Origin of the sequence: Campylobacter sputorum (assembly GCF_002220775.1) — a bacterium.
Taxonomy (GTDB): Bacteria; Campylobacterota; Campylobacteria; order Campylobacterales; family Campylobacteraceae; genus Campylobacter_F; species Campylobacter_F bovis.
Genome location: NZ_CP019685.1, coordinates 1,618,532 through 1,632,114 on the forward strand (window position 1 = coordinate 1,618,532; position 13,583 = coordinate 1,632,114).

14 protein-coding genes are annotated in these 13,583 nt (G+C 30.2%); all 14 read right to left on the reverse strand.

The window, feature by feature from the left end:
• Nucleotides 1-11 precede the first annotated feature (11 nt).
• From nuoN to CSPB_RS08185, 14 genes are read right to left on the reverse strand one after another with little or no spacing between them, the layout of a single operon-like run.
• Nucleotides 12-1,490, reverse strand: a complete 1,479-nt coding sequence (gene nuoN, locus CSPB_RS08120; protein WP_227484175.1) for an NADH-quinone oxidoreductase subunit NuoN — start codon at nt 1,488-1,490, stop codon at nt 12-14.
• Nucleotides 1,477-3,015: a complex I subunit 4 family protein gene (locus tag CSPB_RS08125; protein WP_089193850.1), complete on the reverse strand. Its 1,539-nt coding sequence runs from the start codon at nt 3,013-3,015 to the stop codon at nt 1,477-1,479. Before CSPB_RS08125 ends, nuoN begins: the two co-directional genes overlap by 14 nt.
• Before the next feature lie 9 nt (nt 3,016-3,024).
• A complete protein-coding gene (gene nuoL / locus CSPB_RS08130; RefSeq protein ID WP_089193851.1) occupies nt 3,025-4,854 on the reverse strand; it encodes an NADH-quinone oxidoreductase subunit L in 1,830 nt (609 codons plus the stop codon).
• A 1-nt stretch (nt 4,855) separates the two neighbouring features.
• Nucleotides 4,856-5,158: an NADH-quinone oxidoreductase subunit NuoK gene (gene nuoK / locus CSPB_RS08135; protein WP_033917226.1), complete on the reverse strand. Its 303-nt coding sequence runs from the start codon at nt 5,156-5,158 to the stop codon at nt 4,856-4,858.
• Nucleotides 5,155-5,682 (reverse strand): NADH-quinone oxidoreductase subunit J, encoded by a 528-nt coding sequence (locus tag CSPB_RS08140; protein WP_089193852.1) that lies wholly within the window; start codon nt 5,680-5,682, stop codon nt 5,155-5,157. Before CSPB_RS08140 ends, nuoK begins: the two co-directional genes overlap by 4 nt.
• Before the next feature lie 8 nt (nt 5,683-5,690).
• Nucleotides 5,691-6,260, reverse strand: coding sequence for an NADH-quinone oxidoreductase subunit NuoI (nuoI, locus tag CSPB_RS08145; RefSeq protein WP_089193853.1), 570 nt, complete (start codon nt 6,258-6,260; stop codon nt 5,691-5,693).
• Nucleotides 6,261-6,270: 10 nt separating this feature from the next.
• Nucleotides 6,271-7,266 (reverse strand): NADH-quinone oxidoreductase subunit NuoH, encoded by a 996-nt coding sequence (nuoH, locus tag CSPB_RS08150; RefSeq protein ID WP_089193854.1) that lies wholly within the window; start codon nt 7,264-7,266, stop codon nt 6,271-6,273.
• On the reverse strand, nt 7,259-9,613 hold the full coding sequence (locus tag CSPB_RS08155) for an NADH-quinone oxidoreductase subunit G (protein ID WP_089193943.1): 2,355 nt from the start codon (nt 9,611-9,613) through the stop codon (nt 7,259-7,261). The genes nuoH and CSPB_RS08155 overlap by 8 nt, the downstream gene beginning before the upstream one ends.
• Before the next feature lie 3 nt (nt 9,614-9,616).
• The gene (locus CSPB_RS08160; protein WP_089193855.1) at nt 9,617-10,321 is read right to left on the reverse strand and encodes a hypothetical protein; all 705 of its coding nucleotides are present in this window, start codon (nt 10,319-10,321) and stop codon (nt 9,617-9,619) included.
• A 3-nt stretch (nt 10,322-10,324) separates the two neighbouring features.
• On the reverse strand, nt 10,325-10,549 hold the full coding sequence (locus CSPB_RS08165; protein ID WP_033917221.1) for an NADH-ubiquinone oxidoreductase subunit E family protein: 225 nt from the start codon (nt 10,547-10,549) through the stop codon (nt 10,325-10,327).
• Entirely contained in the window at nt 10,546-11,772 is a 1,227-nt protein-coding gene (nuoD, locus tag CSPB_RS08170) for an NADH dehydrogenase (quinone) subunit D (protein WP_089193856.1), read from the reverse strand. The genes CSPB_RS08165 and nuoD overlap by 4 nt, the downstream gene beginning before the upstream one ends.
• 2 nt (nt 11,773-11,774) lie before the next feature.
• The gene (locus tag CSPB_RS08175; RefSeq protein WP_089193857.1) at nt 11,775-12,563 is read right to left on the reverse strand and encodes an NADH-quinone oxidoreductase subunit C; all 789 of its coding nucleotides are present in this window, start codon (nt 12,561-12,563) and stop codon (nt 11,775-11,777) included.
• A complete protein-coding gene (locus tag CSPB_RS08180; protein WP_033917218.1) occupies nt 12,563-13,072 on the reverse strand; it encodes a NuoB/complex I 20 kDa subunit family protein in 510 nt (169 codons plus the stop codon). The genes CSPB_RS08175 and CSPB_RS08180 overlap by 1 nt, the downstream gene beginning before the upstream one ends.
• Nucleotides 13,054-13,443 carry an NAD(P)H-quinone oxidoreductase subunit 3 gene (locus CSPB_RS08185; protein WP_033917217.1) on the reverse strand — a complete coding sequence of 130 codons (390 nt, stop codon included), beginning with the start codon at nt 13,441-13,443 and terminating at the stop codon, nt 13,054-13,056. Before CSPB_RS08185 ends, CSPB_RS08180 begins: the two co-directional genes overlap by 19 nt.
• Nucleotides 13,444-13,583: the final 140 nt, after the last annotated feature.

Below are 13,583 nucleotides of genomic sequence, written 5' to 3' on the forward strand. Positions count from 1 at the left end.
AATTTTATAAACTAAAACCCACTTGATGAAACCAATAAATTTATAAATTTACTAAGCGGTCCAATAAAAATTATAGCAAACACACTAAAAAGCAGTGCAACTGCAAGTGTAAATTTAAACGGGTTTGATAGATTTTTTAAATACACACTTTTATCAACTGCAAGTGGCTCGTGCATAAACATAATCACAACAAGCTTTAAGTAGTAATAAATCGCTATTGCACTATTTATAGCCATTATCACAGCTAAATAAAAATGATCACTATGCACAGCAGCACTTATCAAATACATTTTGCCCCAAAAAACACTAAATGGAGGAATTCCTGCAAGACAAAACATAAATACAGCCATTATTACCGCAAAAAATGGCATTGTTTTGATAAGTCCAGCAAATTTTGAATACGGATGCTCAAATCTAGTATCCCAAGAATACTCATTAGAACTTGTAACAAAAAGCATTCCAAAAGCCCCTAAGTTTGCAAACAAAAACATTGTCCAATACGCGAACAAACCAACATTTGCTTCAGTTGTACCAATTGCTATAGCACAAATAACAAAACCAGAATGAGAAATAGAGCTATAAGCTAACATTCTTTTTACATCTTTTTGAACAAGAGCCATAATATTTCCAAGACTCATACTAACAATAGCTATTATGAAAATAATATTTTTTATCCAAAGTACATCACTAAGTGGAGTAAAAAACCTAATCATAATGATAAAAGCAGCTATTTTTGGAACAATTGACATATATCCAGCCAATGGCGAACTTGAGCCCTCATAAACATCAACTATCCAAGTATGAAATGGTATCAAAGATAGTTTAAATGCAAGAGATGCAAGCAAAAATGCACTAGCACCTAAAAGTAAAATACTCTCTTTTAAATTTGCATCCACTATAAAAGATAAAATTTTATCTATTTCTAAATACCCAGTTAAAAGATATAATAATGCAGCACCAATAGCGTAAAATCCACTAGATAAAGCACCTAATGAAAAATACTTTATAGAAGCTTCTATGGAATATATTTTATTTTTAAGCGCTATTAATGTATAAATTGCAAGAGACGAAGTTTCCAAACCTATTAATATAAGAATAAGATTATTTGAACTTACCATAAAGCTAAAACCAGCTATTACGAATAAAAATAGCACAAAATACTCTTTTATCTCGTATTCAAAAAAACTCTCTTTACAAAGCAAAAATCCCATAAAAAATGCACTTGCAACAAGTATAATCATCTGTGATAAAAGGGCGATACCATCCATATTTATCATACCAAAAAATCCGCTTATGCCATTTTTATAGCTAAATAAAATACCTAAATCCAAGATAATTGCAAAAATACAAACCAAAACATAAAATGTTTTAGATAAATTTTTAACAAAAATACTCAAACAAATAAGGGCAATTGCAAAAATGATCATAATGCCAGGCACAGCTATAGAGGCTATATTTATAGACTCTAAACTCATATTAATTGTTTCCAAATTTAACCCCTTTTATTAAATTTGATTTTTTTATAAACTCTTTAGTGTCTATATCTATCGATTTATCATGCATAATTTTTACAACTTTTTGAGCACTATCGCCTATAACACCAAGAAGTGGTTTTGGATATACTCCAAGGATAATAACAACTAGAAAAATTGGTATTAGCGAAATGTATTCTCTAAATGATAAATCTTTTAGTATTAAATTTGAACTATTTTGTGCTTTTTTGAAAAAAACATTTCTACATAAATTTAGCATATATGCTGCACCGATAATAATACCTAATCCACCAAGAAAAGCATAAAATGCATTTGTTTTAAACATTCCAAGCAAACTTAAAAACTCGCCAACAAAACCTATCGTAAGCGGCAAACCTATCAATCCAAGCATAATTACAACAAAAATTATAGTAAATTTTGGCATTATCTTAGCAATACCACTAAACTCGCCCGTAAGATAAGTTTGTTTTCTATCATATAAAACGCTAATTATCATAAAAAATCCAGTTATTAATACACCATGACTTATCATGAAAAAAACTGCACCACCGATGCCTTCTGCATTTATAGCAAATATACCTAACATAATGATACCCATATGAGAAATAGAGCTGTATGCGGCAAGTTGTTTCATATCGTCTTTTGCAAATGCTATAAGTCCAGCATAAATTACCATTATGCAAGCTAGTATTGCAAGTAAATCTACAAAATATACACTAGCATCTGGAAAAACTGGTAAAACTATGCGAATAAAACCATATGTTCCCATTTTTGCAAGAAGAGAAGATATCAAAATAGAGCCTACTATGGGCGATTGTGAGTATGCATAAGGAAGCCAAGTATGAAAAGGAAAAATCGCTGTTTTTATGCTAAATGCTAAAACAAATGAGAAAAATAACCAAATTTGCACTTTCATAGGTAGCGATAAATAATACCAATCAAGTATGCTAAAACTTATTTTTCCAAAAGATTTGTAGTAAAAATAAGCCATAGTTATTATACCAACAAGCATTATTATAGAGCCTGCAAATGTATATATAAAAAACTTAACGCAAGCATAAATTCTTTTTTCTCCGCCATATGTTCCTATTATTATGAAAATAGGTATTAAAGCAAGTTCCCAAAAAATATAAAATAACATAGCATCCAAACTTGAAAAAAAACCAATCAGTCCAGATTCCAAAAGCAAAACACAAATAGTTATATTTTTTATGCCATCTTGTGCTTTTAAATTTATCAAAGCAATGAGCGTTATAAAAGAACTTAAAACTATCAAAAACAGAGATATTCCATCAATGCCTACAAAATAATTTATATTAAAATTACTCAAAATAGGAAATTGCTCAACAAAAGCTAAGTCTCCAAGACTTGGATCATAAAAGCTCCACATCAATAAAGTTAAAATAAATTCTATAAAAGCAACAAAAATACCATATATTTTTATACTTTTATAATCTACTAAAAATCCCAAAATAGCACTAAATACTGGAATAAATATCAAAATACTTAAAATATGTTCCATTAATTCCCCTTAAATCACAAACACTAAACACAGCATAACAAACAGACCAAATACCATAAGTTTAAGCATAAAAGAGAGATTTCCTGTTTGTATTTTGCTTGCAAAACTACCAAATTTATATACACTACTAGCTATAAAATCAACACTATAATCTATTATTTTTTTATCAAAACTTGCAAGAAATAAACAAGAGTGTTTATAAATACAAACAAATTTAGAGTATAAATTTGGTATAAAATACTCATTTATAAGTATTTTGTATATTATATTATTTGTAAATTTGTTACTAAATTTACCATCTTTGTAAAAATATATAGTTATGACAATAACAGCCACAACACTTATCATAGTGCAAGCAATAAGTAACATAGAAACTTCACTAGCTATATCTATGATATATTCTGGTAATGCCATTAGACTAAATTTCTCAAAACTATGCTCTATAAATCCAGCAACTATGGATAAAAATGCCAAAGGAATAAGAGAAAATAGCATAATCTTGCTAGCATCATGAGTTATAAAATCATGTCTTTTTGAGCCAAAAAATACAACCATAATCAGTCTAAAACTATAAAATGCGGTCATTATAGCACCTATGAAAAGGGCTATAAAAATGCCATAATTTGCCTCATTAAATGCAACTTCTAAAATTTTATCTTTTGAGAAAAATCCAGCAAAAGGATAAACTCCAGCAAGTGCAACAGAGCCAATTATCATTAAAATAGCCGTAAATTTCATACTATTATATAACCCGCCCATATTTCTGATATCTGTATCATTCTTCATAGAATGCATTACATTTCCAGCACAAAGGAAAAGAAGTGATTTAAAAAATGCATGTGTTACAAGATGAAAAAGTGCTATCCAATACGCTCCAAATCCAGCAGCAACAAACATGTATCCTAATTGAGAAAGTGTTGAATATGCTATTATTCTCTTTAAATCATTTTGAACCAAAGCCATAGACGCACCAAAAACAGCCACAAAAGCACCAAGATACGCTATAAATAGACTAAGTTCATTTACTGCCCCAAATATATCATTTGCTCTAATTACAAGATAAACTCCGGCTGTAACCATTGTAGCTGCATGGATTAATGCTGAAACAGGCGTTGGTCCAGCCATAGCATCAGCAAGCCAAGTATGAAAAGGAAATTGTGCACTTTTTCCCATTGCACCTATAAATAAAAATGCGCCTATAAACATTAAAATTTTATAATCAACATCTGAAATCATTTTAAAAACATCACCATAAATAAGCGTTCCACACTCTTTATATATAAGAAAAATACCTATTAGCATACCAAGATCGGCAATTCTGTTCATTATAAAAGCTTCATTTGCCGCATAAGAAAATTTAGAATTTTCATACCAAAAACCAATAAGCAACCATGAGCTTAATCCAACACCCTCCCATCCTATGAAAAGTCCTATAAAATTATTGCTCATTACTAAAACAAGCATAGAAAAAACAAAAAGTCCAAGATAAGCAAAAAATTTATTAAACCCATCATCATGTTTCATATAGCCTATAGAATACAAATGCACTACACTAGCAACAAATGTAACCACGCACATCATTATAACACCAACTTCATCTATCATAAATCCGTAGGGCACATCAAGAGAAGCTATACTTATGAAATCTGCTATGTATAAATTTAAAATTCCGTTATCCATAATATAGTCTAGCAAAATAAGTGATGAAACCATACTTGCAAAAATCAAAGTTGTACTTACAATACCAACTAAAAGCTTTCTTTTCTCAAGGCAAAAAAGAGTTGCAAACAAAAAAGATACCAAAGGCATAAAAATCGCAATTAAAGCATATTTTTCCATGTTATCCTTTCATATTTTCTAAACTAGATAACTCTATAGAGCCAGTTTTCTTATACCATAAAATCATAAGTCCGAGTCCAACTGCAATCTCTGAAGCAGCTATTGCTACTATAAAAAATGCAAAAATCTGTCCGTTCATATCATTATGATAAGTCCCAATTGCTACTAATGCTAAATTTGCAGCATTTAATATAATCTCTGTTGAAAAAAATAACATTATAAGATTTCTTCTTTTCATAACACCGATTATACCGATACAAAACATCAAAATAGCAACTATCAAATAGTGATTTAAGCTTATCATAAACTCTCCTTGCTAACATTTTTATCCATATCTTTATGAACTAACAAAATACCGCATATCATAGCAACTAACAGCATTACAGCAGCTAACTCAAAAACTATCAGATACTTTGTAAATAAAATCATACCAACTGTTTTTACATTACTTAAATTTGATACTATCTCATACTGAGGAACAACAGGGATTTTATAAGAAATCGGTATTAAAACTATAATTACAACTAAAAGCGAAATTGCCACGCCAAGTGTGTAAACCAACTTATTATTTTTTTGCTCTTTTACAGGTTTAGATGCATCAAAAAACATCATAGAAAAAGCATAAAGTACAAGAACAGCCCCTACATAAACTATAATTTGCACAACACCTAAAAACTCTGCACCAAGCAAAAAGAAAAATCCTGAAATAAATATCATTCCACCAGCTAAAGCTGTCATTGAATACAATGTGTTTTTAGAAAATACACTTATTAAAAACATTCCAAGAGAACATATAGTAAAAAAATAAAATCCAAGTGTTTCTATCATTATCTCTCCTAATACGAAAGTGGTGTTTTTTTAACAAGATTATCTGCATCATCGCTTAAAGAACCATAACCTTCAAACTCGCAAACTTGCGTGCCTTTTTTCGTTAAAAAATCTTCTTTAAAGCCAAAATATGCTCTTTGTTCACTTGTATTTTCATATTCACCACCAAATACTATAGCAATTTCAGGACACACATCAGCACAAAGCCCACAATACACACAACGACCCAAATTTATAGAGTAATTAATAACTTTTTTTCTGCCATCTTTATCTAAACAAGTATCCATTCTTATGCAGCGGCTAACACAAATTTTCTCACAAAGTCCACAACCTATACAACGCTCATTTTCACTCTCAAGTAGTCTCATTAGTTTATGAACACCTCTGTATCGTGGCGGCAAAGACATTTTTTCTAAAGGATATTTAAGAGTGTGAGACTCTCTTTGTAATATGGGCTTAAGCACAACCCACAAACCTACAAAAAGCTCACCTTTAAAAGTATTTCTCCAAAAATTTAAAAACTTTTCATAAGAATTTTTTGGTTTTTGCCTTTGATCTATTAACTTATACTTTATCATTGTTTTAATCCTAAATAAGAAAAATGACAGTAATAAATATGTTTAAAAGAGCAAGCGGAAGACAAACCTTCCAACAAAGCCCCATAATCTGATCTGGTCTAAGATGAGGCCATGCCGCCCTTGTCCATAAAAATATAAAGAAAAACAGCGATGATTTAAGTAGCATCATAATCCAACCTGGAATTATCCAAAGCGAGTTAAATCCGCCCATAAACACGAGTGATAAAAGTATAGAAGATGTTATCATATTTGCATATTCGCCTATGAAAAACATACCAAATCTCATACCGCTATACTCAGTTGAGTTTCCAGCAATAAGCTCTGTTTCATTTTCTGTAAGACAAAATGGAGTTCTATTTGATTCTACAAAAGTAGCCATATAATACAAAACAAAAGCAAGTGGTTGTTTAAAAACAAACCAGTGGAATATTGAACCACCTTGAGCACTGTTTATATCTATCAAAGAAAGTGAGCCAACTACCATTATCACAGAAAGCAAAGCAAGTGAGTTAATAGCTTCAAATGAAAGAAGTTGTGCCACAGCTCTAGCTGAAGAAAGTAGTGCAAATTTATTATAACTTGCAAGACCAGAAAGCAAGGTTCCATAAACGCAAATACCCATACAACCAATTACATAAAGCACTCCAACACCAACATCTGCCAAAATCGGTCTTATTGTGTAGCCAAAAAGAGTAAATTCAGGTAAAAATGGTATAGCCGCAAGTGCAGAAAATGCAGCAGTTGTAGTTACAATAGGAGCTATTTTAAATATAAATTTGTTTGCATTTCTTGGGACAATGTCTTCTTTGCAAAAAAGTTTTATCATATCAGCAACTATTTGCAAAACTCCAGCCGGTCCAACCATCCAAGGTCCGATTCTTCTTTGCATATATGCTAAAACTTTTCTCTCAGCATATGTTGCAAGCCCGCCAAGTGAAGCAATGATTGCTAAAATTACCAATGATTTAACAACAACTTCAAGTATCATAAAAGCATTATCACTCATCACTTCCTCCTTTGGTTAAATTTATAGACGCAAATCTTTGCGAAAAAATATCCCCAAAAGGTATTTTTTCATCAAATGTAGGAAGATAAGCTATATCTCCTGCTAAATTTTTATCTAAACTCACCTTTATAGCAAATTTTATGTCATCTTTTTTTATAATAACCACGCTTTTTTCGTCTAAGCCGTATTTTTCTAAAAACTCATTACTTGCATACAAAGAAGCACTCTCATTTAACAAACTCGCTCTATTTGTAAATTTACTAAATTGATAAACCGGATTTGCCCTATATATCAGGGTTTCACTCATATCTTCTTGCGAAATATCGCTTAAATCAACTTCATCTTTTGATTGAAAATTTTGTGATTGAAGTTTGTAGCCTCTATGAGAATTTCCGGCATTATCATAAAAATTTTCTAAATCATCAAATTTAATACTCTTAAAATGCAAATTTTCACTAAGCTTTGGTGTAAAATCAATCACAAATTCCTCTCCAAAACCAAGCTCTTTTGCAAAATCATTAAGTTCATATCCAATATGCGGCAAAGCAGCATTTGTTGGAACAACTCTTTTTTCTATATTGCAAAATGTTCCTTCTTGTTGATTTAAGGCAGGCGCATCAAGATCTCCACCAAATACACTAAATGTTATATCGCAATTTTCATTATATCCAAGAGTAAAACCTTCTTGTTTTTCATCCAAATCACAAATAAGCGAAACACCAAGAGAATTTGTACAAGGTGGTATCAAAATAACTTTAAATGGAGTGTATTTTTGAACTAAACCAGTAAGCATAGCCAATGTCTTAGCATTTTTACTATAGTAAAAATCCTCTCCGATTACTAAAAATAGCTTTTCTTTTTTATCACTAAGAGCTAAAACTTTTTGCTCATCAAAACCTAAAATATCAGCAAATTTAGAAATTTTGGTATAACTTTGAGTTCCATCTTCGTTTGTGGTTTGTATTTCTTTAAATTCTTTAGTTAATTTATCTTGCAAATTTATAGGTAAGTTTAAAGCAAATCTTTGAAGTATCCAAAGCAAAATTTCACTATCTTGATTATAAGAGTGTTTGCAAGTTAAAAAGTTTTTAGAGTAATTATCTACCACTTTATCTCCAAGTGGATGAAAGTAAATACCACTAGCTTTGTTTACCTTTAATGCATTGTTTATTTTATAGCTTGTATTTGGACTATCACTTCTTAAAAAACTGCCAGCTACAATTATAAACTCAGCATTTCTTAAATTTTCAAAATCTCCATTATAAAGCGAATTTCCAGAAGTTTTAGAAAAGTTTTTTAAGAAATTTTGATAAATTTTAGCCTCTTCATTTATGAGTTTTATACCAAATTTATGTTTAAATTTATTTAGCAAAAATGCCTCTTCATTTGTTATAAAACTATTAAATTTAATAGTTTTTATCTCGCCATTTTTTATTTTTTCTATAATTCTTTGAAAATTAATCCTATCTTTTCTATTTACATCGTTTTGAAAATCATATCCAAATCTAGCAGCACCATTTATCTCTCCAAATTCATAATCATTAGTAACTCTATAAATTTTAGGAGTTTTATCTTCTATGCTGGTTTGTTTTACATTATAATATATTAACTCACAATCGCTTGAATGTGGGTTTGAAGCTGGAATGCTTGTTAGTTCCCAAGCATTTGATGTATATTTAAAATGAGTTTGAACAAGTGCTCCAACAGGGCAAACAGCCGCACATTCGCCACATGCATTGCAATTTTCATCAGTAATCTTGCCTATAAGACTTTTTTGCATTTTACTCCAAACAAAATGAGCATCTTTTGACATAGTTTCTTTTAACTCTTTTGGGACTTGATCTGCATTTCTTGGCGTAGTTTTAAGGATATTGTCGCCTATTTTATCTTTACAAACAGTAATACATCTTTCACAAACTACACATAAACTTGGATCATAACTTATAAAACCCCAATCTTGAACTTTTTTAAAACTATCTTTTATAGAGAAATTTTGTGTCTGAACTTTCATATGATGAGTTAAATTTTGTAAATGACATTCGCCACTTTTATCACAAACGCCACATTCTAAAGGATGATTTACGCAGTAAGTTTGCATTATAGCATTGCGTTCTTCTAAAATATCTGGTGTATTTGTATAAACAACCATCCCGTCTTTTGCTTTGGCATTACAAGTATAAACTCTCTTGCCATCAACTTCACCCATACAAAGTCTACAAGCTAGCGTCGGGGAGCACTGGCTTAAATAACACATAGTAGGTATAAAAATATCATTTGCTCTAGCTACATTTAATATATATTCGCCTTCATCGCACTGACAAATTTGATCATTTATACGAATAGTTATCATTTAGCAAACCTTAGATATTTTTACAACTTCATAACAATAATCATCTATTTTATCAACACCTAAAAACCCTATAGTTCCTTTTATATTTGGATCTAATTTAAATGTTTTTTCATAAGTTTGGTTTTTAGTTTGTATTTTTGCTTTTTGACCATCTTTTATCTTAGCTGAGATTGAAAAATAATTTCCGCCTTTAAATTCATCACAAATACATTTAAAAACCACACTACCATTAAAATCATCTTGTTCTTTAAGCTCTGATAACTTGTGCTTAATAGGAGTAATGATTTCTTGATTTAAATTTATTATTTTTAGCAAATAAATTTCTTGCAATATTGCCAAAAATGTCTCTATATTTTTACTATCTTTATGAAATTTCAAAGATTCATCTATCAAAATAGTATCGCAAGTATCTAAAAATTCAAGTATTTTTTCAATTTCTTCTTCGCCTACATTTGACTCACCGCTAATTAGTCCATCATCAAGATCGCTAAAATAAGAACTTTGTATATTTTTCTTTTCATAAGCAAACTTGCAAATAAGAGCTAAAACATAATTTATCGCACCTATTTCACACTTTATAAACTCAGCATTTTTTAAATTTTCATCATAAAGCGGGCTAATAACTAATAACTCATCGTTTTTATATATATCTAAAATATTTTTATTTTGTATGCTAAGTAAATTTACTAAACTTAAAACTTTCATTATTTACACCTTTTTCACTACAATTTGCCAATCAACTTGATTAAATTTAAGCGAATTCATAAGCTCACAGCCAAATTCTTTTACTATCTTAGCTGAACTTTCAACTATGCTAAAATCATTTATTTCAAACATAAATATCGCAACTTCATCACTTTTCATCATATCAAGCAGTTCTTTTAGTCTATTTAGCGTATTATCTTTGTGATTTCTTAGGTCATATCTTTTCATCTATCAACCTCGCCTAAAATGATATTTGAGCTACTAACTATAGCAGAAACATCAGATAAATAACATCCTGGCAAAATATTTTCATAAATAGCACAATGCCAAAAACTTGGGGTTCGTATTTTTAGTCTATAAGGTCTACTTTCTCCGGTTGAATATATATAAAAAGCAAGTTCTCCTTTAGGAGATTCAGTTGGGAAATAAATTTCTCCACAAGGTGGCTTCATTCCTTGAGTAACTAATACAAAATGCTGCATCAAAGAGTAGTTTTGAGTCATAATTTGTTCTTTTGAAGCACTTACAAACTCAGGTGAATCGGCAAGAAGTTTTGGTTCACTTTGTCTGTATAAAGTAGCACATTGTCTTAAAATACTAATGCATTGCTTCATTTCTTCTAAATAAAGCTTAAATCTAGCATAACAATCTCCACTTGTTGCATAAGGCACATCAAAATCTAGCTCATCATATATAAGATATGGCTCTTCTTTTCTTATATCATACTCAACGCCACTAGCTCTTAGCATAATCCCACTACAACCGCAGTTTAATGCCATCTCTTTTGATATAATGCCAACATCAATTGTTCTCATTTTCCAAATTCTATTTTCTTCTAGCAAATTTTCATATGTTTTGATATCATTTGGAAATTTATCACAAAATGCAAGCATTTTATCTACCCATCCATCTGTCAAATCAACAAAAACTCCACCAAATTTAATAGAACTATGAGTCAATCTTGCACCGCAATACTCTTCAATCAAATCTAAAATATACTCTCTTTCTCTAAATGCATACAAAAACACTGTCATTGCACCTATGTCAAGAGAGTGAGTTCCTAAAAAGAGTAAGTGCGAAACAATTCTATTTAATTCAAGCAAAATTGTGCGAATTATTTGAGCTCTTCTTGGCACTTCAATGCCACAAAGCTTTTCAACAGCTCCAATAAACGCATAGTTGTTTGATGATGAAGCTATATAATCAATCCTATCAGTTACAGGCATAAACTCATTGTATATCATATTTTCAGCCATTTTTTCTATGCCTCTGTGCATATAACCAACTCCTGGCATCGCTCTTGTTATTTTTTCTCCATCAAGTTCTAAAACAAGCTGGAGTTGCCCGTGAGCAGCTGGGTGTTGTGGACCGAAATTTAGTATCATTCTACAATTTTCTTTTTGAAATTCGATATTTTCAAAATAAGGTTTTAATCTATTTGTATCTTGCATATTTAAGGTCTTTTATCCAAAATTTTACAATTATCTCGTTTAATTTTTTTTACAAATTTAACGCCATTTTCTTCTTGATACTCTTGTTTATAAGGCTTAATTGGTCTATCTTCGCCTTTTGGTGTTTCATGGTAAAGCATAGAAAAATTAAAAGTATCTTTGCTATCTACAAAACCACTATCTCTATTTTCTTCACCAACCACATTTCTAAAATCTTTTCCATATATCGTATCTATCTCATACCATTTGGCTCTTTCGTCTCCTTGCAATGGATAAGATTTACGCAAAGGATGATCAAACCAATCATCTGGCATAATAAGGCGTTTTAAATTTGGGTGGTTTTTAAATAAAACCCCCATCATATCATAAAGTTCTCTCTCTGCCCAATTTGCACTTTTATAAATATTTGCAACGCTTTTTAGCATCTCATCAGTTTTTACAAATGTTTTAACTCTTACTCTTCTTTTTTTAGAAATACTAAGAAGTTCATAAAACACTTCAATACCATTTTTTTGAGCTATAAAATCGATTCCACTCATCTCACACAACATCTCATAGCCAAAATTTTTTAGACTTGTTATAATATCTACATTATCAATGCTGTTTATATAAATTACAAGTGTATTAAACTCAACATAAGAATTTATTATATTAAAGTTAGTAAGTGTGTTGATTTCATCTTTGAAAAAAGTTTGCAAGGGATCTATTTTTTGTGTTTGATTGGCTTTGAAAAATCTATCTTTATAATAATTTTTTTTTGATGTATCTTTTAAATTAGAATATCTTCTCATTAAACAAGCCTTTTTGGAATTTGAGCTCTTTTTGGAGTCTCTTTTCTAATCTTTTTTTGAAGTATCATAAGAGCAAATTGCAGTGTTTCAGGACGAGGAGCACAACCTGGTATATAAATATCAACAGGAATTATCCTATCGCAACCTTGAACGACAGAGTATGTATTAAACATGCCACCAGTATTTGCACAACTTCCCATGCTTATAACCCATTTTGGCTCAGGCATCATATCGTAAATTCTTTTTGTAAATTTGGCATGTTTTTTACAAAGTGTTCCTGCTATTATCATAACTTCACTTTGTCTAACAGAACCCCTAAAAATAGTTCCAAATCTATCAAAATCATACCTTGAAGCACCAGTTGCCATCATTTCGATAGCACAGCATGCTAAACCATAACTAACAGCCCAAAGTGAGTTACTTCTTCCCCACTGAATTAGCTTATCAACAGTAGTCAATACTATTGGCAAGCCACCATTTTTTGCGTAATCTACTTGATGGAATGCCATTTAAACGCTCCTTTACTCCAAGCATACATAAAACCTAAAAAAATAAATAGTAAAAACATAATCATTTCTATAAGTCCAAACATTCCTAAAATTTTAAAATTTACAGCCCAAGGAAACATAAAAATAATCTCAACATCAAATAGTATAAAAAGAAGACCAAATAAATAAAAATTTATATTTATACGATTTGGTTGTTTTATGGCCTCAGGTCCAGATTCATAGATGGCCGTTTTTAGCTTTTCATTGCTTGTATTTGAGAATTTTTTACCTACTAAAGAGGATAGATAAATTATAAGTCCAAATATGAAAAAAGAAAGTATCATCATAAAAAAAGCGCCAAAATACGGATGATCACTTAAAATATGTTGCATTTTTACTCCAAAGATTAATTCTAATAAAATTTTATATTTTTATCTTAAATATAAGAGTATTTTATTAATATAAAAACTTTACTATGTTTTGAGTTAAAAGTTATTTAAAAAAGAAATCTAAATTTTGATTTTTGGATAAA